General features: G+C 56.5%; 19 protein-coding genes and 1 riboswitch. Of the genes, 10 read left to right on the top strand and 9 right to left on the bottom strand.

Annotated elements, in window-relative coordinates; all coding sequences use genetic code 11:
• Positions 1 to 32: 32 nt before the first annotated feature.
• Positions 33 to 899 carry a hypothetical protein gene (locus tag AB4Z24_RS15565; protein WP_441709674.1) on the top strand — a complete coding sequence of 289 codons (867 nt, stop codon included), beginning with the start codon at positions 33 to 35 and terminating at the stop codon, positions 897 to 899.
• A 61-nt stretch (positions 900 to 960) separates the two neighbouring features.
• Here AB4Z24_RS15565 and AB4Z24_RS15560 read toward each other — a convergent pair whose 3' ends face one another.
• On the bottom strand, positions 961 to 1,782 hold the full coding sequence (locus AB4Z24_RS15560) for an LssY C-terminal domain-containing protein (protein ID WP_441709672.1): 822 nt from the start codon (positions 1,780 to 1,782) through the stop codon (positions 961 to 963).
• 201 nt (positions 1,783 to 1,983) lie between these two features.
• Positions 1,984 to 2,207: riboswitch (cobalamin riboswitch) on the top strand.
• A gap of 239 nt (positions 2,208 to 2,446) precedes the next feature.
• Between AB4Z24_RS15560 and AB4Z24_RS15555 the strand changes: the two genes are divergently transcribed.
• Both AB4Z24_RS15555 and AB4Z24_RS15550 read left to right on the top strand, forming a co-directional pair.
• The gene (locus AB4Z24_RS15555) at positions 2,447 to 4,465 is read left to right on the top strand and encodes a TonB-dependent receptor plug domain-containing protein (protein WP_441709670.1); all 2,019 of its coding nucleotides are present in this window, start codon (positions 2,447 to 2,449) and stop codon (positions 4,463 to 4,465) included.
• An 84-nt stretch (positions 4,466 to 4,549) separates the two neighbouring features.
• Positions 4,550 to 5,101 (top strand): hypothetical protein, encoded by a 552-nt coding sequence (locus tag AB4Z24_RS15550; protein WP_441709668.1) that lies wholly within the window; start codon positions 4,550 to 4,552, stop codon positions 5,099 to 5,101.
• A 3-nt stretch (positions 5,102 to 5,104) separates the two neighbouring features.
• Here the strand turns inward: AB4Z24_RS15550 and AB4Z24_RS15545 are convergent, their stop codons facing one another.
• Together AB4Z24_RS15545 and AB4Z24_RS15540 are read right to left on the bottom strand one after the other, a co-directional pair.
• Complete coding sequence (locus tag AB4Z24_RS15545; protein WP_441709666.1) at positions 5,105 to 5,854, bottom strand: adenosylcobinamide amidohydrolase; 750 nt, start codon at positions 5,852 to 5,854, stop codon at positions 5,105 to 5,107.
• A gap of 149 nt (positions 5,855 to 6,003) precedes the next feature.
• The gene (locus tag AB4Z24_RS15540) at positions 6,004 to 7,317 is read right to left on the bottom strand and encodes a lipopolysaccharide biosynthesis protein (protein WP_441709664.1); all 1,314 of its coding nucleotides are present in this window, start codon (positions 7,315 to 7,317) and stop codon (positions 6,004 to 6,006) included.
• 288 nt (positions 7,318 to 7,605) lie between these two features.
• Here AB4Z24_RS15540 and AB4Z24_RS15535 point away from each other — a divergent pair, with 288 nt between their 5' ends.
• From AB4Z24_RS15535 to AB4Z24_RS15525, 3 genes are all read left to right on the top strand, one after another.
• Entirely contained in the window at positions 7,606 to 8,718 is a 1,113-nt protein-coding gene (locus AB4Z24_RS15535; RefSeq protein WP_441709662.1) for a glycosyltransferase family 4 protein, read from the top strand.
• Between the two features lie 18 nt (positions 8,719 to 8,736).
• Complete coding sequence (locus AB4Z24_RS15530) at positions 8,737 to 9,498, top strand: WecB/TagA/CpsF family glycosyltransferase (protein WP_441709660.1); 762 nt, start codon at positions 8,737 to 8,739, stop codon at positions 9,496 to 9,498.
• 163 nt (positions 9,499 to 9,661) lie between these two features.
• Positions 9,662 to 10,768: a hypothetical protein gene (locus tag AB4Z24_RS15525; protein ID WP_441709658.1), complete on the top strand. Its 1,107-nt coding sequence runs from the start codon at positions 9,662 to 9,664 to the stop codon at positions 10,766 to 10,768.
• Here AB4Z24_RS15525 and AB4Z24_RS15520 read toward each other — a convergent pair.
• Genes AB4Z24_RS15520 through AB4Z24_RS15510 form a run of 3 tightly spaced genes read right to left on the bottom strand, consistent with a single transcriptional unit; the run spans position 10,765 to position 14,446 of the window.
• Positions 10,765 to 12,021 carry a polysaccharide biosynthesis/export family protein gene (locus tag AB4Z24_RS15520; RefSeq protein WP_441709657.1) on the bottom strand — a complete coding sequence of 419 codons (1,257 nt, stop codon included), beginning with the start codon at positions 12,019 to 12,021 and terminating at the stop codon, positions 10,765 to 10,767. The two genes, AB4Z24_RS15525 and AB4Z24_RS15520, sit on opposite strands and share 4 nt — an antisense overlap.
• Positions 12,018 to 13,691, bottom strand: coding sequence for a nucleotide-binding protein (locus AB4Z24_RS15515; RefSeq protein ID WP_441709655.1), 1,674 nt, complete (start codon positions 13,689 to 13,691; stop codon positions 12,018 to 12,020). Before AB4Z24_RS15515 ends, AB4Z24_RS15520 begins: the two co-directional genes overlap by 4 nt.
• A 41-nt stretch (positions 13,692 to 13,732) precedes the next feature.
• The gene (locus tag AB4Z24_RS15510; protein ID WP_441709653.1) at positions 13,733 to 14,446 is read right to left on the bottom strand and encodes a sugar transferase; all 714 of its coding nucleotides are present in this window, start codon (positions 14,444 to 14,446) and stop codon (positions 13,733 to 13,735) included.
• A gap of 549 nt (positions 14,447 to 14,995) precedes the next feature.
• Between AB4Z24_RS15510 and AB4Z24_RS15505 the strand changes: the two genes are divergently transcribed.
• The gene (locus AB4Z24_RS15505) at positions 14,996 to 16,117 is read left to right on the top strand and encodes a glycosyltransferase (protein ID WP_441709651.1); all 1,122 of its coding nucleotides are present in this window, start codon (positions 14,996 to 14,998) and stop codon (positions 16,115 to 16,117) included.
• 28 nt (positions 16,118 to 16,145) lie between these two features.
• On the opposite strand, the gene AB4Z24_RS15500 is transcribed toward AB4Z24_RS15505, so the two are convergent.
• Positions 16,146 to 17,141, bottom strand: coding sequence for a glycosyltransferase family 2 protein (locus AB4Z24_RS15500; RefSeq protein ID WP_441709649.1), 996 nt, complete (start codon positions 17,139 to 17,141; stop codon positions 16,146 to 16,148).
• Between the two features lie 470 nt (positions 17,142 to 17,611).
• Here AB4Z24_RS15500 and AB4Z24_RS15495 point away from each other — a divergent pair, with 470 nt between their 5' ends.
• Positions 17,612 to 19,390 carry a glycoside hydrolase family 5 protein gene (locus AB4Z24_RS15495; protein WP_441709647.1) on the top strand — a complete coding sequence of 593 codons (1,779 nt, stop codon included), beginning with the start codon at positions 17,612 to 17,614 and terminating at the stop codon, positions 19,388 to 19,390.
• Between the two features lie 54 nt (positions 19,391 to 19,444).
• Here AB4Z24_RS15495 and AB4Z24_RS15490 read toward each other — a convergent pair whose 3' ends face one another.
• Positions 19,445 to 20,350 carry a glycosyltransferase family 2 protein gene (locus tag AB4Z24_RS15490; RefSeq protein WP_441709645.1) on the bottom strand — a complete coding sequence of 302 codons (906 nt, stop codon included), beginning with the start codon at positions 20,348 to 20,350 and terminating at the stop codon, positions 19,445 to 19,447.
• Positions 20,351 to 20,562: 212 nt separating this feature from the next.
• On the opposite strand from AB4Z24_RS15490, the gene AB4Z24_RS15485 reads away from it, so the two are divergent.
• Positions 20,563 to 20,751 (top strand): hypothetical protein, encoded by a 189-nt coding sequence (locus AB4Z24_RS15485; RefSeq protein WP_441709643.1) that lies wholly within the window; start codon positions 20,563 to 20,565, stop codon positions 20,749 to 20,751.
• Positions 20,752 to 20,772: 21 nt separating this feature from the next.
• Complete coding sequence (locus tag AB4Z24_RS15480; protein WP_441709641.1) at positions 20,773 to 21,057, top strand: hypothetical protein; 285 nt, start codon at positions 20,773 to 20,775, stop codon at positions 21,055 to 21,057.
• 106 nt (positions 21,058 to 21,163) lie between these two features.
• Here the strand turns inward: AB4Z24_RS15480 and AB4Z24_RS15475 are convergent, their stop codons facing one another.
• Positions 21,164 to 21,535, bottom strand: a complete 372-nt coding sequence (locus AB4Z24_RS15475; RefSeq protein WP_441709639.1) for a hypothetical protein — start codon at positions 21,533 to 21,535, stop codon at positions 21,164 to 21,166.
• Positions 21,536 to 21,990: the final 455 nt, after the last annotated feature.

The following is a 21,990-nucleotide window of genomic DNA, read 5'->3' as shown; positions in this document are numbered from 1 at the left end:
AAATTTATTCCTTCGTCATTTGGGGCGCATCGATGTTTCACATCCTCAGACATGCCATTCGCGCATTGTGCGTTGCTCTGATCGCCAGCTTAACAATACCGCCAGCATTTGCCGCCGATCTTGGCGGGAAGAACGTTGAGCCTGCGCCTGACATCGGTCCGTGGTCTTTCGCATTCACGACCTACGGCTGGATTCCGTGGATTTCGGGAGACATGACAATCAGGGGACGCTCGTTTGACGTGCAGGCGGACCCGTCCGCGATACTCGGGCATCTGGATTGGGATACGATACCCGCGTGGATGAGTTATGCGGAAGCTCGCAACGGTCCGATTGGGTTGTTCAACGATATTGTTTACGCCAACGTAAGTAACTCGAGGGACTTTCAGAAGGAGCTTCCGGGCAAGCTTCCGCCGTTGGCAGGAGGCGTTTCAACCGACTACGAACTCGTGATTGTCGAATTCGGCGGGGCCTATGAACTCTGGTCGGGAACGAACTCCGCAATCGGCGCCCCGGCTGCATTCGATCTCGTAGCTGGAGGCCGCTATTGGCATCAGGGTGTGACGGCTGCTGCTGCTCTTGATCGCTTCGATACCGTCAGATCCGGTTCGATTGATTGGGTCGATCCGTTTGTTGGCGGACGTCTCCGGCAGCAACTCGGACAGAATGATTCCTTCGTGGTGAGCGCCGATGCCGGAGGGTTCGGTGCGGGCAGCAATGCTTCCTGGCAGGTGCGCGCGACCTACAACTGGCAGCTGCCCGTGATGTGCAATCTGCTGCTCGATGGATACATCGGTTACCGTGCTCTTTCGGTGGATTACTCGCAGGGTTCTGGAGATACGCTTTTCAAGCAAGATGTGCTGATCCAGGGGCCTGTCATGGGTACGACCTTGCATTTCTAACGGCGATCAGTGGACCGCTGTGCGGCAGTTTACGCGCCGCATTTCCTGGCGCTTCCTTTCATCAGGTCGCTTCGATCTCGGCGACTGCGATATCGCCATCGGTGACGTAGTGATTGACGTGTTTTGTGATCAGTTCGTCGCCGGTCTTGTAGTTGGTCACTTTTCCGATCACGCCGCAGTTGCTCAATTCGTCGACGATGTAGTTGCGTTCCGCATTGGTGTCGGAATCGGTGGCGTGCGTCATTTGAAACGTCATGCGTGTCAAAGAGAGGCCGGTATCTTTGGTGCCGGCTCCGACCCAGAGCACATGTTCGTCATTCGCTGGACGTTCATCGTTCAGCCAGAAGGCGACTGAATTCCAGTTCGTCTCTGCATTCGAAAGGTTCTGAGCCCAGAAGCGAACATGGTGCCGCTTGCGCGGGCTATTATCGATCGCCTTTTGAAAGCCGATGTCCTGACCGCGTCCAAAGAGATAGAGCGTGCTGAATGGCGCGGCCGGGTATGGGGCGTTTAAGACAAAAGCGCGAACCATTCGGCAGGCGCTGGAGAAATTCAGCGGGTCGGCTTCCACCCAGCCAGCAGTCGCGAACGCAGAGCGGAGCTGAGCGGCGGTGCCGGCCAGCGCCAGGTTCACCGGATCGCCGGGCAGGCCATCTCCTGTGATCGTGAAGCTCGGGACATGCTGTCGTTGAAGGATTTTCAACCCCATGCGCACGGCGCGAGGAAGAATGAGATATGCGCCGATGACGTACGTGGCGCTCACTGCGAGGATCCACGGCAGCCGGCGGTCCACCAATTCAAAGACGTCGACGATCAACCAGACGCTCAAGACGCCGAGGCCGAAAATAGCTATCCGCCGGAGTGTACGAATTGCCAATCGCATGTTTTCTCCCGGCGGTTATTCCTACCCTAGCGGGCTTCGAGCGAGGATGACACGGTGCTCAATTCGGGAAGCAATTAGAAAATCGGGCCAAGCAGTCGCGAGCCAGTGGCAGCGGTACGACATTCGGCGATCGGCGTTCGCGCGGCATCGCACGATGCAGTGTGACTGCTTTGCAGCATTGACTCATTATCATCGAATGTGTGTTTATGGCAGCGTGATGGTTCCACCGGGGTGAAGTCGCCCAGGTGGTGAAAATGGGAACACGGTGCGACGCCATTGGCGTCAATGCCGAGACTGCCCCCGCAACTGTAAGCGGCGAGTCTGCTCCGAATAAGCCACTGACGATCTCCATTGAGATCCTCGGGAAGGTCGGAAAGGACGTCCGAGCCGCGAGTCAGGAGACCTGCCACCACAAGCTGCCCATCTTCCGTGCGTGGGGCGCGGCAGGACGGAATCCCGTAGCGGCGGCTGATGTGTCAACCGGTGGGGAGCCACGTCAGGTCATGCAGGTCGTTGCGCTGAGCGGATAAAATTCTGCGCGCAAACGTCAATTCGAACGCGATCCTGGGGGGATCGTGAACGGTGATGTGTGCGCGTGTCCACGAGGCGCTGCCAGTAAGCCTGGGCGGCGGTCCACCCTCATCGTCCAGCGACGGGGGTCATTATGCTACGCGTCTTCATGTGCCGTGCTTCGAGTGCGACGCTTCTGTGCGCGCTTTCATCATTCGCTGCGATCGAGGCGCGGGCGCAGGTGCCGGTGTCGCCTGACACCGAGCTTCCTGCAGTCTCCGTGATCTCGGATACCGATGCGCAATCGAACAAGAAGGCGCCCGCCGCCGCTCAACAAAGTTCGACGCCCCAGAATTCCGGCGGCGGCGCTCCGCAGACGGCGCGCGGCCCTGATAATTCGGACGTAACGGTCGCGCCCACGGGTATTGCCTCGCCTGTGGAGGAGATCGCGAGCTCCGTCACGGTGATCACGTCAAAGGAAATTCAGGCCCAGCAGCGCCGCACGCTGCCGGATGTGTTGCGGAGCGTGCCGGGTCTCAACGTCGTGCAAACGGGCGGCCCCGGTGGGCAAACGTCTGTGTTCATGCGCGGCACCAACTCGAACCATACCAAGGTCTTGATTGACGGTATCGACGTCAGCGATCCGAGCAATCCCAACCGCAGTTTCGATTTCGGGCAGATGCTGACGACCGACATCGAAAGGATTGAGGTCTTGCGCGGTCCGCAGAGCGGCCTTTACGGCGCGGATGCATTGGGTGGCGTCATCGTCATCTATACGAAAGCCGGCAAGGGACCGCCGAAGGCCACGGGGATGGTGGAAGGCGGCTCGTTCGGTACCTTCAATCAAGCGGCGAGCATCAGCGGCGGAGGTGATCGATACAATTACTCGTTCAACGTCTCGCATTTTCGCGCCGACGATACGCCGGTGACGCCATTCGATCTTCTGCCGCCAGGCACAATGGCCCACAGCAATCGTTACGATAACTGGACGTATTCAACGAAGATCGGCGTTGATGTCACAAAGGACGTGACGGTCAATTTCGTCGCCCGCTATACGGATGCGACCCTCTATTTCACAGGCAATCCCGGTGAAAACCTTTCGCGTTCGGATTTCGACCAGTTCTATACGCGTGGCGAAGTCGTGTGGAGGACTCTCGGCGGCAACCTGACAAACTACTTCGGCATCAATTACGCCAATCTCCAGACTGACAACTACAGTGTCTCATCTGGCAGAAGCTCAAACGATGGTGAACGCGTGAAATACGATTGGCGCAGCGTTCTTCGCGTGGCGCCGGGTTATACGATCGTGACCGGAGCCGAGCATCAGAACGAGCAACTCGATACCCCGGCGCTCTTCGCCGAGGAATGGAACCAAGCCGGGTTCGTGGAGCTGCAATCGGAAATCTTCCGCAACTTCTTCCTCGTCAGTAACGTGCGCTATGACGATAATGAAAACTTCGGTGGTCACACGACTTGGCGCGTTGCGCCGGCGTACGTAATCGATGCGACAGGTACGAAGCTGAAGGCTAGCGTTGGAACCGCGTTCAAAGCACCGACGCTGAGCCAGCGGTTTCAGGATTTTCCACCATACTTCTTCGGAAATCCTAACCTTGCGCCCGAGGAAAGCCTGGGTATGGACGCAGGATTTGAGCAGTCCATCTTCAAAGGCCGGGCTCAATTCGGTGCGACTTATTTCTATAACGACATTACGAACCTGATCGATTCCAACGATACGGGTACGTCATACGCCAACGTTGGCAAAGCGAGGACCTCGGGCGTCGAGGCCTTTGCATCTGCGGATATCACGGCGAACCTTCGCGTTCGTGCCGACTACACGTATACGGAAGCGACCAACGAAATCAAGCACACTGAACTTTTGCGCCGTCCTCGCAACAAGGCAAGCCTGTCGGCAGGATGGACACCTTATGATCCGCTTTTGCTGACTGCGTCGCTTGTCTACATCGGCGAGACGGCGGATATCGATCGCGCGACTTTTGCCAATATCACGCAGCCGGGGTTCACGCTCGTTAACGTCGCGGCCGATTACAAGCTCAAGGAGGGGGTCAGCCTGTTTGGGCGGATCGATAACCTCTTCGACAAGCACTATGAGAACCCGAACGGGTTTGAAGGGACCGGCATTGGCGTCTACGGCGGTGTTCGGTTCACGAACTGAAAATTGGGGCGAGAGGGCCGTTACACGCCCTCTCGCCTTGGGTTGTTTCTGTGCTAGGCTATGAGCAAATATTGGAGACATGGCATGACGTTGAAACCGCTCACTAACGACAATACCGCGACCGTGCTTTGGGTTGCTTTGATCGCCGCCCTCAGTGTTGGAGGCAGCTTGGCATTCGCATGTGCCGCGCCGCTGGCGGCTGTCGCTGCACTCGCTGGCTCAAAAATGAAGAGTGGTGAAGGCGTGGCGCTGGTGGCCGTGGCTTGGCTCTCGAACCAAATTGTCGGTTATGGACTTCTCAATTATCCGATGACCGCGGATTCCTTTGCCTGGGGCGCAGCCATCGGAGTTGCAAGCATCGTTGCATTCTACGGCGCGCGTGCTGTCTCCGGAACTGCGGGCGCATCGGCTCTCGCTCTCGCGAGCGCGTTTCTCGCGGCGTTCGCCGTATACGAGTTGGCGCTCTACGGAGCCGGGCTGGTTCTCGGATCCTCGGATGAGGCCTTCTCTGCTGCCGTCGTGGAACGCATTCTTCTGATCAATCTCGTATCGTTCGCGGGATTGCTTCTATTGCATCGTGCTGCCGTTGCGCTGTCCTTGATCCGGACCGGCGCAGAGGCGCCCGCAACAGCGTAAGCGCTAACGTTCAAAGCCGACGGCTAGCCGCATGGTCTCCGTATCCTGGAGCCAGGTTGCTATGCCGTCGCGCATTGCGCTGTAGACGGCCGCTCCGATCGCTTCTCCGATAGCGGTGTGTAGACCGGCGAAGCGCACTGAGCCACCGAGCGCTGCCGACACGACGATGCAATCTGTCCCCGTGCCGGTGATGGCAACGCCCGATCGGCTCACACGAGAGTCCAGAATTGCGGTTGTCCGCGCTTGTGCCGCGATCGTGATTGCCTCGACCAGAGCGGCGCCGGACAGCGGCTCAGATACGTTCACCAGCGTGTTGATGGTTCCGAGCGGCGTGCTCGGCGGCGCGAAGCGCTGTCCAATTCTCTCGCCGTTCGCGAGGCCGACTGTGCTGACGCACGTTGCCACCGCATCCTCTACCGCGACTTGCGACAGGTGGTGCCTCGATACATCGCGCGACGTGATGAGTGTTACGGCTTCTGTCAACTTGGCCGCGGCGATACGGCGGACAACGATTTCCTCGGCATCCTGATCGGCGGGCAAATCGGCGTCGCGGATTTCGATCCAGGCCACTTGGCTTGCAACCTGAAAGCCGGGCTTCGTCAGTGACCAACTCAGCATCTGCTGGGGCTCGCTGAAGGTTGCGAGCAGTACACGAGGCTTCTGCGAGAGTTCGAAAGGAAGACTTTGGGGATGCACCGCTCGAGCGCCAGTCTCTTCGGCTAGCTGGCCTGCCGCATATTCTATCTGCCGCATTGAATGGCGCCCCCAGGTATACATGCGAATTCAGTGTGAACTGGCTCATGCCGTTCGAAGCTCATCGCGCAATGCGTGCAGAAGGATCTAGCTGTGCTTCCGCTCGTTGCCAAGCGCGGAGGAGGAGCGATCAGGCCGCCGCGCAGAAGTTAGATAATCCAAACTCCGATCAGCCGCCGGGCCATCAGAACTCCGACCGCTGCGATGACGATGGCTTCGAAGGCATTGAAGAGTGCCAATTCCAGTAGCCAGCCTTGGCTGGCGAAGCCGATCTTCGCGATGGTGCCGATGACGAAGATGATCATTCGAGCGCGCGAGTACTCCCGTTCCAGTCCGCACATCGGCGCGACGAGGCTGTGCAAGCCGCCGATTGAAGACGCCAACGGGCCGAGGGCGAGTGCTGGCAGAAGGATCGCGAACTCGGCAAATTCGGGCCGGAAGAGCGACATGATTTGCGTGCGGAATAAGAAAAGGACAAGCGCCGATACCACGACGGCCGAGCTGACAGTGCGAGAAATTTGCCGTGAAAGCCGCGCGATTTCACGAGGATTGTGTTCACTGAAGGCCAGTGGAATGCGCGGCGCGTTGGTGATCGCCGCTCCATAGGGAAGCAGAAATAGAATCTGAACCGTGCGTTGCGCCGCGTAGTACGCGCCAAGCTCGAGGCTGGATACGGTCGTGGTCATGAAGCCCAAAACAAGAATATCGACCTGGGTTCCAGCTTGACTGATGAAGTTCAATGCGAAGAACGCCCAACCGCTCGGCTTCGGAAGTTCCGGCAGCGTGCCGGCCCCGGTTTCTGGTGCGCCATGCCAGTGGCGCACCACAAAAGCCGATGAGATCGCTATGGGTACGAGGAGCGCGACCAGAAAGAGCCATCCCAACACCGTGACATTTGTATGTGTTTTACAGAGAACAACGATGACCAATCCGGTCGCCAGGATGAGCTTCCAAGCGATCTCCTTAACGAACACCGCCGGCAATGTATTTCCGCATCCGCGTTGGATCGCAAAGTTCAGCTCGTTCAATCCGCTCATGATGACGAGGCTCGCGAGAAGCGCGAGGATCTCGGCATCCGGAGACCGGAATGAGTGATATCCATAGAAGACACCGATGAGAGCGAAGAAGAGCAGGCCGCCGCCCGCAATTCGGATGCTTCGCCACACGAGCGGGCGAAAGGCGCGACTACCGCTTGCTGTTACGAGGGGGAGGTCGCGGAGTAGTATCGACTCCTGACCTATCGTTGCGACGGTGCCGAACAAAGCGGCGGAGGACATCAGAAGAACGAAATCGCTGAAGCCTTGCGTGGTGGTGGCGCGGGCGGCGAGCGCGATGATGATATAGCCGAGACCCGCGCCGCATATGCGCATCAGCAATACCGCCGACTGTTCAACGCGCTCTCGGGTGGCGAGGTTTGCGAGCAGCTTCCACTCTGCGAAAGTCGAATATTTCGCGGTGCTCATTTGCCCTGCTGTGTCGTTACGCTTGCGAAGCCGATCACCGGCGCGATGAGGAAATAGATCGATGAGACGAGCAACGGGACATTTAGGCGCTAGCTTGGACTCCGAGCTTAGCAGTGTGGTTTCCTAAAAGTGATGCTCCGCTTTTGATCTGCTTACGGATCATTTTTCTCAAGTGGTCGAAGGACGCAAAACCCTGCGTCAGCTCTTCACGGTTACTCTCACTTCAATTGAAGCTACGGTCTCTTTCGGGTGGGCAGCGCGTTTGAATTTTTTGCGCGAGTGGCTGCCATGGATGCGTACTCGAAGCCAGCACTGCGCGTGCTGCATGTTGTTCGTCAGTATCCCCCCTCCGTCGGAGGGCTGGAAGAATACGTAAGCCAACTTGTCGAGCGGCAGTCTGGTTCCTCGAGGGTGACTGTGCTCACCCTGGATCGCGTCTTCGGATCATCTCGTAAGTTGAAATCAATCCAACGCGTCAATCACGCGATAGTTGTGCGCGTACGATACGTTGGATTTAGGCGCTTTTTTATTCCGTTCGTGTCGCCGCGATTGTTGCGCCGGTACGATCTTATCCACTTGCACGCATTAGATCAGTTTACGGATCTGATCAGTCTCTATCGCTGGCTCGGAATTCCACCGATCGTAGTGACGTCGCACGGCCTGTTCTTTCACACGCGCAAGTTCGACGCGGTCAAAGAATTTTACTTCAAGACAATTTCGCGGATGACGCTGTCGCGGGTGAAGAGGATTTTCGCCGTAAGCCGTAACGATCAGGTCAAGCTCGGCGAGATCGGCATCAGGTCCGAGATCTTACCGAACCCCATCGAACCTTTCCCATGGCTCTATGCGGGGCGTCGGAACCTCGTCTATTGGGGCCGAATTGCAGAAAATAAGTCCGTCGATCGTCTGATTCCCTTTTTCAGGCAGGTCATCAAATCCGACAAGAATAGGAAGCTTTTTATCGTTGGTTCCGGAACGTCTTCGGATATGCAACGTTTAAGCGAGGGTATCCGCTCCGCGGAATTGCCTCAATCCATTATCCGGCTCGGGTATCTCGATCGCGCTGACCTTCAGGCCCTGATCGAGGACTGCGGATACACCATTTCGGCTTCCCGCTACGAAGGCTACGGAATGGTGCAAGTGGAGGGTATGTCTGCCGGCCTTTTGCCGGTGATGCAGAAGAATTCAGCTTTTGAAGAGCTTTTCGAACGTTCGGGGGCCGGTTTGCTGCTCGATTTCGGCAATCCTGTAGCCGCGGCCGAACGCTTTCTCGATTGGGAAAGAACTCTGCAAGAGCAGGAGCACGATCGGGCACGGAATTTTGCATTGAAATGTGCCTGGCCGCCTGCTGCCGCTCGAATTGAAGCGATGTACCGGGACATTATTGCAAGCGAATGTTGACGCCGAGGAGTTGGGATATTGCAAACTGTTTTGCCGCAATTTCCTAGCCGAAAGATATTAGGTGTTCCTGTCGCCATTCTCAGCAAGTCGGAAGCTCTCGAGGTCATCATTGAAAACCTCCGTGCTTCCCGATCCGTCGCCGTGGCTTTTGCGAACGCCAATCTACTGATGAAGGCCCGGCGTGACGCACGCCTCCGCCGGCAGCTCAATGGTATGCTCATTTTGAATGACGGTGTGGGCGTCGATATCGCTTCGCAAATCTTATACGGCGAGCGATTTCCCGAGAACTTGAACGGTACCGATTTCACTCCCGAATTGTTGAAACGGCTGCCGAAGAGAACGCCCGTGTTTCTTTATGGTTCGAGGCCGGAGGTCGTCAGCCGGGCGGCTGAAAATCTTATTCGCAAGTACGACGCGGCAATCTGCGGGATCCGGGATGGGTTCCATGATGATCCTGATGCGGCAGCGGAGGCCGTCAAGCGCGTAAATGCGAAGGTCGTTCTGGTCGCGCTCGGTAATCCAAAACAGGAACAGTGGATGTCGGAGAAATTATCGGCTTCCGGGGTTCTCGCCTTGGGTATCGGTGCGTACCTGGATTTTGAGGCCGGCATGGTGAAGCGGGCGCCACGTTGGCTTCAGGATGCCAGGTGTGAGTGGCTATTCCGTCTGGCGCATGAGCCATTGCGCCTTTGGAAGCGATACACCCTTGATGTCGTCTGCTTTCTTGCTGCAGTCGCCCTAGAGCGCATGATGAGCTCTCCGCCACGAAGGAAGTCGTAGGGTGAGTTACGAGCGATATGATGCACAGGCGGATTTTCAATCGGGTGGGCTATCGCGCGAAGCCGTAGATCGCCTAATTACCGGCATCATGATCGTAACGCTGCTGTTCAATGCGGTGCTTGCCGTCATGAACGCACACGTCACGCCGGTGACGACCGGCGAAGTGATTGCGGCGGAATTGATGATTTTTTTCTTTAGTACTCTTCTTTTGGTTTTGACACTCGGCCCGCCTGACCGCCCGTGGCTGGTGCTCATGTTTTCGTTCGTCGGCTTAGGCCTCATCGTAAGCTTATTCAGGGACGAGCTGGCCGCAAAGAATATCCGTGACGTGCTGTCGATCCCTGTCTTTCTGATGCTGGGGTTGCGATATTCGAGAAACCCCGTATCGCTGTTTCTCAAGCTTCACCTCATAATCGTGATTTTTGCTGTCTTGGAGGTGGCCAATCCGGACCTCTTCTCGGATATTTTCGATGTCAGAAGCTACTACATAAATTCGCGCAATTTCGCTTCGGACGATTTCTGGAACTCGGATTCCTCCCTCTTCATCAGTGCGACACGGCCAGGGGAACGATTTTTTTCATTCATAGATATTCACCGCGTTTCCTCGATCTTCCTCGAGCCGGTTTCGCTTGGGAATTACGTCTGCATCATCGTCATCCTGCTCATTAGCTTTTGGCCAGTGATCTCGCTGCCAATGCGGGCCTGGTTCATCGGGTCGACGGCCTTCTTGTTGTTTGCATGTGACGGCCGTTTCGCCACCGTCACATCGCTTCTGGTACTTGCCTTGTTTCCGATCGCTTCGAAATTACCTTCGCGGTCAGCGGTATTTTACTTGCCGGGCGTTGTGATACTTGGCGCTATCTCTACTCATCTTTTCCATCCAGATCCGTTGCAGGATGACTTTGGCGGTCGCGTCGCCAAGACGATGGCGCTGGCGCGTAACCTCAATTTTTCGGACGTGATTGGCATGGCCGAGTGGGGCAGGATCAGCCGGAATCTGGATAGCGGACTGACCTATCTGATTGTCACGCAAACTCTGCTTGGAGCATGTCTGGTCTGGTTTTTCACAACACTCGTGGCAAGCGATCGTGTGCCCGACTTAGAGCGCCAGTTGCGCATCCGGCGAGCGACACACGCCGTTGCTCTCTTCATAGGGCTCAATCTTCTCGTCAGTTATTCGCTTTTTTCGATCAAGTCCGCGGCGTTCCTCTGGTTCCTCTACGGGGCGGCGATCAAACCCGAGGCCGAAGATGAGTTGGCTCACGCCTAATTCTGCGCAGCTTGCCTTGCGCTCGGTTGGTTGACGACGGCTTCCGCTGGAGGTCCGCCGTAAGTGCGTTCGACGGTGAGGACGTCCCCCGGTTCCAGCGGCGTGCCGGCGCCTACCTCAGTCGCTTCTCCCTGTCCTTGTTTGGCGACGAGAAACCGTGCCGTTTTGGTGTGAGAAATTGTATCCGGCGTCGCAATCTGGGCTTCATACACCAGTCGCTTTGCTGTCTCGATCTTGGCTTTGGTGCTGTCGATTTCAGCACGTGTCAGCTGCGTGTCGCGATTGATCCGTTCCGATCTTTGCACGAGCAGATCGAGCTTTGCCTGCTCAGTTTGGCTGATGTTTTGCTGGGCTTGAAGTACGAGGGTGTTGAAGCCTTGGATATTTCCCGAGACCTGCGCCAATGTGCGTTCAAGGGATTGCTTGCGTGGCTTCTGCGTCAAGCCTTGTGCGACGAGGCTCGTAACGCTCGTCAGCTCGTCCTGCACAGACCTATATTGCTGGCGTTCGCTTTCGATCTGCTGTTTGATCGAGGTGACCTCGCCTTCATAAATTTCGTGAAAGCGATCGAAAGTCGCTTTGCGCTGTGCGAAGCTATCGTTGTTCGTCGTAAATATGGCTTGCTCTTCGGCGACGAGGCGCGTTTCGGGCGAAGACCTATCCTCTTTCATCCATTCGGATGGAAATGCGAGTTCCATAGCTCCGCTTTGCTCAGCGGACAGTCTTATCTGGCGCGCTTGGAGTTGCTTCATGCGCGTCTGCAAGACCTCGATGTCGCCTTTGGCGGCAATGGCGTCGCGCTCGAGGCGCAAGGACGCGACATCGACGAGGCGATAGTATCCGCCTGCGACGCTTACGGCCTGCATCACGGTCAAGCCCGGTTGAAATGGAAAAGACCCTGGGCTTTGGACGTCGCCAAGGACGTAGAAGGGGCGGAACTGAATAATTTCCGTGGTTGCGCTCGGGAGGTCGTTCAATTTCTGTCGTTGCTGCAACTCTGTCGCGATCTTGGTCGCGACTTCAGAGGCGGTAAATCCTTTCACCGGAACTTCGCCAATCACCGGCAAAAAGATCGTGCCTGTTGCCGTGACGTTGAATTCTCCTGTGAGATCCGGCCAATCGTGGACGGCGATATGGAGTTTATCGCCAGTATCCAAGGCGTAGTCGGCTGCGCACAGCGGTGTCGCCAAACCGCCGGTGAAAAGCAGCGTTAGTCCAAATGCGATCCGCATGAAGGCCCTATGCATGGTCATTCTCCCGCTATCCATTCGACATGAGCGACCGGTGAAGACGTCTGTTCGGCGCCCGCTGCTGGCGCGTCCGTTTCAGCCTTTCGCGGCTTCGGACTGAATTTTTTTGTCTTGCGAACCGCCTTCTTGAGTGGCGGAGACGATGAGCGCTGCTTGCGAAACATCTTTTCGCCGGCCTTGTTGAACAGCACGCCGATGAGCTTCGACCTTACGGGGCCCGCAGAATCCAAGAGCATCTGTAGCCGGCCGGCCGAGATTTTATTCCATTCGAGAACGAGCAACATTCCCTGAATGAGTGGCTGAGCTTCGCGAACGTCGGGAACGGGATCGAGCGGCGGCAGATCGAGAAAGATCCAGTCGTACTCTTGCGCGAGCTTGCTGAAGAATTCCTGGTTGGCAGCACTGAGGGAATAACCGGGACGCGAACGATGATCGCCCGCGGGGTTAGGAAGAAATTGCAGGCCCGTCCGATCGCAGGTCCAAAGCATGTCACTCAGATTGCGGCCGTCGAGCGCTTGCGCCAGTCCTGCGACAGCGGTTGGCGCGAGCAGCGCGGTGAGGCCGGAGCCGTAGGGATCCGCATCGATGAGGAGCACTTTCCGATTTGCAATGGCCATCAGCCGCGCAAGATTGGCAGCGACGACAGACTTTCCTTCTCCGCATGCGGGAGAGGTGATGCCGATGATGACGGGATTACTTTCCTTTTGCTCGAGGATTGCAGCACGAGTATTTCTCAAAGCGTGAACGAAGTGGCTCTGCGGATGATCTACCGCCCAGAGAAGCGAGGGTTCGTCTTCCACAGTCTGACGCCCAGGAAGCGCAGAGTCGGCGGGCTTGTTCAGCCCAAGTCTTGCGTACCACGGCTTTTTCTTCATGCAGGGGAGCATGCCGAAGCATTCTGCGCCGCATACTTTTTCGACCGCCTCGCGCGTTTTTATCCGGTTATCGAACCAGTCGAGCGCGAATGCCAAGGTGAATCCGAAGATCAATCCCGACGCCAATCCGAGCACCAGAATAAGTCTGTTGGGCAGCTGGTCGCGTTTCAGCGGCGGTGTCGCTTCGCTGACCACACGCGCCGTTGTCCCGAGTGACGCGACTTTGTTGCGGAGCCATGGGCTGACGGCATTTGCAACGTCGGCGTTGGAACTTGTCTGATCATCGAGATAGGCCTTCACCAGGGCATTGGTGATTTTGGCGGCCTTAACGGGATCGGTGGACGTAGCGCGTACGTCGATCAGATAACTTTCGCCGATGCGGCTTGCATGAATTTTGTTCTGAATATTCTCGAGAACCTGCAGTTCCTTCTCTTCGTCGGATCCGGTGAAGTTTGGCGGCAGGAACTCAGGATCTCTGGTCAGACCCAATGCCCTGATAGCGCTCAACGCAATCTTGTCGGACTGAAGGATTGCAACCTGACTCTGCAGCAACGGCGCGCTGATCGACGACGTCGGAAGGAATGCTTCCTGCGGGTTGAATTGGAGCACGCGATTGTCCACGACCAATCGTGAGGTTGCCGTGAAACTCGAACCTCTCATAGAGACGTAGATTGCCGATAAGCCGAGGAACAGCAGCGGAAATGCGATCAATATGGGCCGATGGCGTGCAATCGTGTCCCACAGAAATTGGCTGGAATGGGCCGAGGCCTTTTGAGCATCGTGGTTCCGAACCAGCATCAAATCGCCTTTCTATTCCCGAGTGCCACCGAAGTCCTTGGTCAGAGGGCATTGGGCCCGAACAGGGAAAGAGGCGTGCGCGCCAAAATTTTGAGATCCAGCATGAACGACCAGCGGCGCACATAAGCGCGATCTCGTCCTAAGCGCTTTGTAATGTCCTCGATCGTGTTCGTGGGGCCGCGGAAACCGGAGATCTGTGCCAAGCCGGTAAGGCCGGGTCTGACGAGCAGACGATCGGAATAGCGGGGAATGATGCGAGCATAGTGCTGGTCCATCGCCAGGGCATGAGGGCGCGGACCGATCAAGGACATGTCGCCTCTCAAGACGTTGAAGAGCTGAGGCAACTCATCAATACTCGATCGACGAAGCCAATGGCCAATAGGCGTGACGCGTGGATCGCAACTTCGGGCTTGAACAAAGGAGCCATCGGATTCCTGCACGCGCATGCTGCGAAATTTGTATAAAATGAAAACTTTGCCATCACGACCAAAGCGCCTCTGTAGAAACAGTGCGGGTCCCTCGGATTCCAGGCGAATGAGAATTGCGATTATGGCAAGCGAAGGAGCCAGAAATGCTAGCAAGCCAGCCGATACGATGATATCCAATGAGCGTTTCAGAATAGAGGTATTGGCTAGAGCGGCCCGCAAATATAACGGTGCTTGCGCAGTTGATTCCGACGAGTTGGGCAGGGCGCGATGCCGATAATACTCAGTGAGCGGAGCAGTTGCCGGATCAGAGATTGTGCGGAAATGCATGCACGATCCTCCAAATTTATATAAACAGCGCAGATGTGGAATCTGCTCAGGCAGTAGAAAAATGAAATCCACTCAATCGGCGATCAATTCCAGCGACCAAAATAAGTGTGCTGCGGAAGAGAAGATCCGGCCGTCTTCTGACGCCGCCAAGCTGGCAGCTTCTGCTCACATCAACAGAGGAAGAATTCGCTTATATGCGTTTCTTCTGCTTGCCGTCGTGTCGCTCGCAATTTGGTTTTGCGTCTTCAAAATATTTTCAAAGTAAGCCAAGTCGGTTCTTCGTATTGAAACTGACTCAGCGGAGGTTCACGGTTGCACCGCAAAAAACCTAAGCTAACAACAACCGAAGTTAAAGCTTGGCTGATGCGTCTTTTTGTCCATTGAGCCGGTGCATTAAATAATCGCACGACAGATGATCCGCGTGCGTAGCGCTACTGCAGCGAAGCGACGCGTGAAGCGGGTTTCTGCATTTTCAGATGATTGATCTTGCGACGTGAACTGATCAGAAATTCCTTTCGCTTGGCCCGCAGGCACATTCTGCCGAGAGTCATGCCGGCTGCGCACGGAACTCTTCGAGAGACGCCGGCGAGAATCCGAGTCGTCGGACTTCTGTCTTCAGCTTCAGGATTGGGCCGGTCCGCGCGTCTCTGCATTCGGCAGCTTGCGGACTACGGCTGGGAGTTTTCAACGCGCGACGTCTCGGATCTTTATGCGACCGGAGACGATGTTGCTTACGCGCGCGGACATCGTGATCTGCCAGCGACGGTTTCGATTTTTCACTTGAATGCGCCGATGCTGCTGCCGGGAATAATCAAGGCCGGGCTCAGCTCATATTATCGATCCTACAATATCGCCTACTGGGCATGGGAGCTGGAATATCTGCCAGGAGATTGGATCGACGCCATGCGATTTGTAGACGCCTTCATGGTGCCTAGCACGTTTTGCCGGCGGACGATCGAGCGATACACCACAAAGCCGGTGCTGACCGTTCCCCATCCTATCCAACTGGAGATGGACAAAGTTCTTTCGCCAAAGCCTGGCGATCAAGTGTTCCGCGTCTTGTCCATTTTCAATTTGGGATCTTCGTTCGAGAGGAAGAATCCGCTCGCGGTTATACGTGCGTTCAGAAGCGCATTCGGCAACGATGCTGGCGCCGAACTGACCTTGAAGACCTCGCAAGGCAAGCGTTACCCGCAGGATCTTGCCATCATCAAACAAGAAATTGCGCGGGGCGGGAATATCAAAGTCATCGACGAAATCTGGACGGACGAGCAGCTTTGCGGACTTTACCGCTCATCCGATGTCTATATCTCACTGCATCGGTCGGAGGGTTTCGGGCTGACGATCGCGGAGGCAATCCTCATGGAAGTGCCCGTCATCGCGACGGGGTGGTCCGGTAACACCGATTTTTGTTCGGCGGACACGCTGTCGGTTGTCCCTTACGACCTCATCGCGTTTGCTGACAACGATCCCGCGTATCACGGCGTTTCTGATGCTTTGTGGGCGGAGCCCTCGATCGTGGCCGCGGTGCACGAACTGCAAAAGGTCAGATCCGATATGAGCGCTTCGACGGCGCGTGCTCGCGCGGCGAAAGCGGAATTCCTGTCGTATCTCGGTCGTCATACTTATGCGTCGGCGCTGAACGATCTGGGTCGCCGAAACGGTTTGTAACGCCGCCGCTTCAGAGCCGGAGTGTCGGTCAGGCTTTCGCCGAATTCCGGTGCGCAAATCGCCGGTTGCCGCTGATCGCGTATGGCACGCGGACGACTGACGGCGGCAATCGCAGATGGGCGGCAGCGGTGTGAAAAATGCCCATTGGGCGCCAGCGCGTGGATGCCGGATAGTCCTCAGAGAGGATCAATTCCCGTGCGGTCTCAATGTCGCCTCGGCTCAGCCGTTCGTTGATTGCGGCAATCAGGAAAATAGCCAAGCGCCGCTTCCGAAGGTCGTTATAAGCGTCGGGGACTGTCATCTGCTGCAGTATTGTGAAGATAGGAAGATGATCCAAGCGTTCCGTTTCAGCGCCTGGCGTCAAGCGATAGCGATGCGTTGTAACGGAGCTGACGAAGATCGATGCGTCGCCGCTTACGTCAGCCAGGCGCAGAGCAAATGCGACATCGACGGCTGATCCGGGTGAGGGCGGTAACGTCGTTGCAGCCTGCTTCGCCAAGCTGGTCTTTAGAACGTAGCCGTTACTCGGCAATTGCAATGAAAGCACAGAAAACCAAAGGCTTTGGATGCGGTCGAGATATTCCGGGGTCCTGAGGTACGTTTGATTGAAATCCGCAGTCTCGGCGTTCAGGACCGTGCCAGCCGTGTTCACGACTTCCTGAACGCCGAAGGCTCCAACGCTAGATGGATATTCATATGCAGCCTGGATGGTCGCATCGAGTCCCCCCGGTGCAAACAGATCATCATCGTGCAGCAACGACACGTATCGCGTCGTGACGTGATTGAACAATCGGATAACGTTCTCGCGCTGAGCGGCGATCTCTGGCCGCGGCAGATAATCAAACGTAACGCCCTCCGGAACAGGAAGGGCCCGGAGCGCATCGGCCGTTTCGGCCGAGCGTGAATTGTCTCCGACAACGATGTGCAGCGGGCGATACGTTTGGGCGAAGCATGAATGGATCGCAGCTTGAAGAAGCTTGGGCCGTTCATAAGTCGGTATGCATACGCTGACTTGTTCTGGCATTTCGGGCTCCATAGCGTCTGCGGCAACGTGCGGCAGGGTTCTCGGGGCTCTCGGGTGGCCGGCCGTCTTCGGCGCCGATGATGCTGGTTCCGCGGCTCATATCAATGTCGCATAAGCGGCGCGCTTCAAGTTGTGACTTTACTTTCGGCTGCCGGAACTTCCCTGAAGAGCCGGAGTAGTGCCGTGAGTGTATCGTGAAATGTTAGGTGGGGAGGCGTCGCCTCTTGCGCCAGATCGTCAGTGTCCTCCTCTTAGTCGCAAGCGATCCCGATTTCTGCCAAGGCAAGTTGAACCTCGATAAGTGGAGAAACTGAAAGCGGGTTTTCATGGTTCGGTGCTCTGGAATTTTCGAATCCGTCTCTGTGCTGACGATGTCTCTGGCCTCGATGGCTGGGATCGCTTCTTCGCGGGCCGTCGCGGCAGGCTCAGCGCCTGATTTCTGCCAGGGAAAAAGTGACGGCGCGTACATTGTGAGTCCCGATCCTCTCGTCTTGAACGAGGGTGCGAATTTCGAAGTCCATCTTTTTGCCTGCCGTGTCGCCGACGGGCAGACCGTTCGGATGCGGGTTTCGGGAGCGGCAAGTGACGACAATCTCCTGGAGGAGACTTACGACGTCGTTGCGCAGAAAGCGCTGTCAGCGCGGCCCGGGTTATCATTTACACCGGTGACCTCGAATGAGTTTCAATTTCGTCTGGCTGCTGGCACGTATGAGCTGAATTTTCCTTTCAAATTTGCGCGTGGTCGGAAATTTACCGGAAGCGAAGCGGCGTCGTGGGCGCCAGGGAAGCATGAGCAGGTCGATTTCGTGATTTCCGGAGGATCGGAAAATCCGGCGGCAATTCGCGATTCATCGACGTTCAAGCTGATCACCGAAGGCCCACGTTTCGCTGGCGGTGATGACCGTGCGGCCCGCTGGTCGATTTTGCGTTCGGTGCCGGCGATCTCATCGGGTGAGAGCGTCAAATTTGAGATCGATGAAAGCGGCGCTGCGATCAAGAAGCCGGTAAGAATCCGGATCGGCATTCATCCGAGCAGTAAGGTCAGCGAAAGCGCCTTCCAGCATGGCATGGCAGATGCCATCGCTGCGGCAGTTCCTGCCGGTACGTTCGATCCGAAGAGTGGTGTGTTGACGGTCGATGGCAACACGACGTTTCCCATCAAGTTCGCGCTTAGCGCAAGAGATGCTTCCAGATCGGGTGATTTCGTTCTCGAACTCAAGGACAACGAGATCGGAGAAATCGATGCCGGTCGCGCTGGTGTTCATATCGGCCAGTGGACTTTGCCGCCGGCTCAACCGGCGATGGGCGTCAACATGGCAAGCGGGGAATTCGGTACCGGTACCACGTTCAACAAAGATTATGTCTATCCGGAAAACGCGCGGATCGATTGGTCCAAGGAGCAGGGGTTCAAGATCCTGCGCATTCCCTTCAAGTTTCAGAACATCCAGCCCGGTCCGCAGGCAAAACTTCGTGCGCAGGATTTGCAGGAGCTCAATCGCGTTGCGGTAAGGTGCGCGAGCGACGAGATCGTGTGCATTCTAGATATGCACAACTACGGTTCCTATTACACCGACGACGGCAAGAACACGGGGCTGGCGGGGTCCAACGGCGTTTCGAACAAGAACTTGGCTGCGCTCTGGGCGAAGCTCGCTGTGCGTTTCAAAGACAATCCGCACATCTGGTTCGGCTTGATGAATGAGCCGCATGAGCAATCGGCGCTCGACTGGGTGAAGAGCGCGAATACCATCGCGTTGGCCATTCGAGACACGGGCGCGCCCAACAAGATCGTTTTCCAAGGTTCGTATTGGGATGGAGCACATTCGTGGGATTCGTCGGACAATCAGGTTCAGGTCCTCAAGGCCTACGATCCGCTCAACAACTTCGCGGTCGAAGCTCACCAATATCTGGATGTGGATTCCTCCGGCACGTCATCGGTCTGCGTGCCGCTCAGCGGTTCGCGACGGATTGAGCCATTCACGGCTTGGCTGAAGAAATACAAAATGCACGGCATCCTCGGGGAGGCGGGCTGGGCCAATAATTCTCTCTGTCTGCAAGAGGGCGACGACATGCTGCGCAGTTGGCAGAGTTCGCTCGCGACGCCTTCCGAGGGCGGCTACATCGGTTTCACGTATTGGGCTGCCGGTCCTTGGTGGGATAAAAACTATCCCTATCTCGCCGAGCCGCGGCCGTTTCCCGGCGGCACGCCACCACCGATGCTCGACCAACTCAAAAAGCACATTCCGGACTGAAATTCGGGAGGGACCGGGTGAGGGAGACGAAGCAGAAGCGGGATCGATCGGAACCTATTGCTTTTTCGCGTGCGCGCGTTCAACCGCGATCGATAACTTCGGATTGCCTCTGCTGTATCCGTAGAGCACGCCATTTGCCCAAGCAAGTCTGAGCCGTGCCCCCCCGAAATCGCCGGTCGCGAGGCACCAAGCGCCGCGAAGAGCGGTTTTTCCAATTTTTCCTAAAATGTAAGACGGGGGGTAGTGGTACTTGCGAATGAGGTAGCCGAAGCCTCGCGCATAGGCGGTTGTTCTGCGTGCTCTCTCGGCGAGAGGGGCGCCGTTATCGATCGGGTCATGAAATATGGTGAGGTCCGGAAAATACCATCCGGCGGCTCCCTTACCGAGGGCTCGCAGAAGAAAATCCGTTTCTTCTCCTGATTGGAATTCGCTTGCTGCGCCGAGGCCCAGTCCTTCATCGAAGTTGAGCGACTGTGCGAGCATGCGTTCGATGAAAATCGTATTCGAGTTACCCGCCTCAAAAATGTTTTCGCGCGTTATCAGTGCCTCTCCAGGCAGCGTGACGGTTACGCCGCGTCCTAGTGGATCGATCGAGCGCCCCGTGATGATGTTCAGTTTCGAATTCCTCCGGAAGATATCCAGAACCTCTTCCACAACTGAGGGTCGATACCAGACGTCATCGTCAGGGAACCCGATGTATCGGCCGGAACTCGCTGCGAGGCCCACGTTTCTTGCGTGGGAAAGGCCCGGCCGCGTGCGCAAATGATTTATGCGGAGAGCGGGGAATTTCTGTATCGTCGAATCCAGGAACCCCTCGGCATTTTGATCGACGATAACGACTTCAAAATTCTTGAGCGTTTGCGCATTCAATGAGTGCAGCAGGCGCTCGAGCGGTTTCACGCGGCCTAACGTGCAGACGAGGAGCGTAAGAAGAACCGCTTGCGGTGCATCGTTTGCCATCATCAGCTTTCCCGTAGTGCCGGCAAAGATATGAGGTTCTCTGAGAGCCGCTTCAACCTAACTCAAGCATCGTTCGTTGCCAGTAGACCTAACGACTGACCGTTAGCTGAAGATGTTGCCGGGCAGAAGAGGATCTATGTGGCTTGATAATGGGAGATCAACGTTAAGGAGCGTTCGCCCTGGTTGCTTCAAAATTGGCGCAACGTTGAGTGATGAGCATCGAAGCGAGCCGGCGAAGCGCCGTTGATGATGCCAACTGTTTTGTAGCGCCGACGGATATGGGCTCGCTGCACGATGATGGCCGGTTTGCGGCGAACTTCCCAATGGCGGATAAACCTCCCGTTCAGCCTGGGTTCCGGGCCGCTGATGTTGAATGCACCTCTATTCAAGCGGCCATGTGAGCGCGCTTGAGGGAGGAAGTCATGAAACGCACTCTTGCGCTTTTGCCGGTTGCCCTTGCTCTGACGACGTTCGGAGGTCTCACCGCCGCGAAGGCCGACACACATCGCGGCGGTCTAACCGCGCAGCTCGTCCACGACGACGGATATTACAACGGTGACCGTCGCTGGTGGCGGCGCGAGCATCAGTGGCGCCGTCACGAAGGTTGGCGCCGTCGCTGGTGGGACGAGCGCCGCTTCGAACGCGATCGGGACCGTTACGACTGGAACGACCGGCGCGATTGGCGCGGCGATGGCCGTTGGCGATAAGAGACCGTCGGAAAAGCGACGCGAGTAGCCTAAGGATAGCGGCAGGGGTGCACAGTCCTCCTGCCGTTCTGTTTGCTTCAGCGGTCGTTATGCACGCTGTTGTGGATCAGGGAAGGAACGGGCAATAGAGCGAGCGAAAGCTCACCTCGCCGCCTTCAACGGAAAAGCCGCGCCAGATTGGGAAATCGCTTGAGGGGCTGCGTTCCTTCACGCAGCCTTGGACGGCGTATGATGTCCAGGACTTGACGCGTTCCTCAGCGACCCGGATTTCGGCGAAGGCGGCGCTCTCAGGATTTGCAAGGCTATTGAGGACTTGCCGCTTCGCGGCGGTCACCATTCTGTCTTCGTGCGACGGCAGGAATAGGCTGACCAATGCAGCAATCAAGATGCCGGCGCCAAGAAGCCCAGCGATTGTCTTGGGAGACGTGCCGGAGCGATTGGACTTATTGGATGCTGAACTTGCGAGGGAGAGAGACACCAGATTTTCCGAACGGATTTGACGCACAACAGCGAACGAAATCGATCACAGCAGGTCGGCCATTAAGCCTGCGTAAAATATTGCATTGGGATTGTGAGCGTCGGGAAAAATTGCTGAGGGAAAGGAATTTTGACGCGGGTTTTTCCGCCCTGTTTACGACAATTGAGCCTATTGATGAATCGCTCTGCTCGATGCGGTCGCCGATCCTTGCCTTTCTCCGACTCGATAATCGTAGCCGTTGGGCTTTCCCGGCCACACACAGGCGCAGCATAATTCCCGTGGCGAGCGGGAAAAATTCCCATTCTTATTGCTTCGTTGCTGCAAAGCCACTTGTGCTCAACGAATAGCACCTTCGGGAAAAAGTCCTGCCGATCAACGGATTGATTCCTCTCCCCTTAAATCCTCTTCCTAGTCCCCGGGCAGTAGTCAGAGTCGAGATTACTGGGATGTTCGTG

It is taken from the genome of Hyphomicrobium sp. 2TAF46 (assembly GCF_052114865.1).
Taxonomy (GTDB): domain Bacteria; phylum Pseudomonadota; class Alphaproteobacteria; order Rhizobiales; family Hyphomicrobiaceae; genus Hyphomicrobium_B.
Note: the sequence above shows the minus strand (reverse complement) of the source record. Positions and strands in the feature narration are given on the sequence as shown.

Excerpts from the sequence above, each read along its gene's own strand:
- AB4Z24_RS15565 (WP_441709674.1), top strand. The coding sequence starts at position 33 with ATGTTTCACATCCTCAGACATGCCATTCGCGCATTGTGCGTTGCTCTG.
- AB4Z24_RS15560 (WP_441709672.1), bottom strand. The coding sequence starts at position 1,782 with ATGCGATTGGCAATTCGTACACTCCGGCGGATAGCTATTTTCGGCCTC.
- AB4Z24_RS15555 (WP_441709670.1), top strand. The coding sequence starts at position 2,447 with ATGCTACGCGTCTTCATGTGCCGTGCTTCGAGTGCGACGCTTCTGTGC.
- AB4Z24_RS15550 (WP_441709668.1), top strand. The coding sequence starts at position 4,550 with ATGACGTTGAAACCGCTCACTAACGACAATACCGCGACCGTGCTTTGG.
- AB4Z24_RS15545 (WP_441709666.1), bottom strand. The coding sequence starts at position 5,854 with ATGCGGCAGATAGAATATGCGGCAGGCCAGCTAGCCGAAGAGACTGGC.
- AB4Z24_RS15540 (WP_441709664.1), bottom strand. The coding sequence starts at position 7,317 with ATGAGCACCGCGAAATATTCGACTTTCGCAGAGTGGAAGCTGCTCGCA.
- AB4Z24_RS15535 (WP_441709662.1), top strand. The coding sequence starts at position 7,606 with ATGGATGCGTACTCGAAGCCAGCACTGCGCGTGCTGCATGTTGTTCGT.
- AB4Z24_RS15520 (WP_441709657.1), bottom strand. The coding sequence starts at position 12,021 with ATGACCATGCATAGGGCCTTCATGCGGATCGCATTTGGACTAACGCTG.
- AB4Z24_RS15515 (WP_441709655.1), bottom strand. The coding sequence starts at position 13,691 with ATGCTGGTTCGGAACCACGATGCTCAAAAGGCCTCGGCCCATTCCAGC.
- AB4Z24_RS15510 (WP_441709653.1), bottom strand. The coding sequence starts at position 14,446 with ATGCATTTCCGCACAATCTCTGATCCGGCAACTGCTCCGCTCACTGAG.
- AB4Z24_RS15505 (WP_441709651.1), top strand. The coding sequence starts at position 14,996 with ATGCCGGCTGCGCACGGAACTCTTCGAGAGACGCCGGCGAGAATCCGA.
- AB4Z24_RS15500 (WP_441709649.1), bottom strand. The coding sequence starts at position 17,141 with ATGCCAGAACAAGTCAGCGTATGCATACCGACTTATGAACGGCCCAAG.
- AB4Z24_RS15490 (WP_441709645.1), bottom strand. The coding sequence starts at position 20,350 with ATGGCAAACGATGCACCGCAAGCGGTTCTTCTTACGCTCCTCGTCTGC.
- AB4Z24_RS15485 (WP_441709643.1), top strand. The coding sequence starts at position 20,563 with ATGAGCATCGAAGCGAGCCGGCGAAGCGCCGTTGATGATGCCAACTGT.
- AB4Z24_RS15480 (WP_441709641.1), top strand. The coding sequence starts at position 20,773 with ATGAAACGCACTCTTGCGCTTTTGCCGGTTGCCCTTGCTCTGACGACG.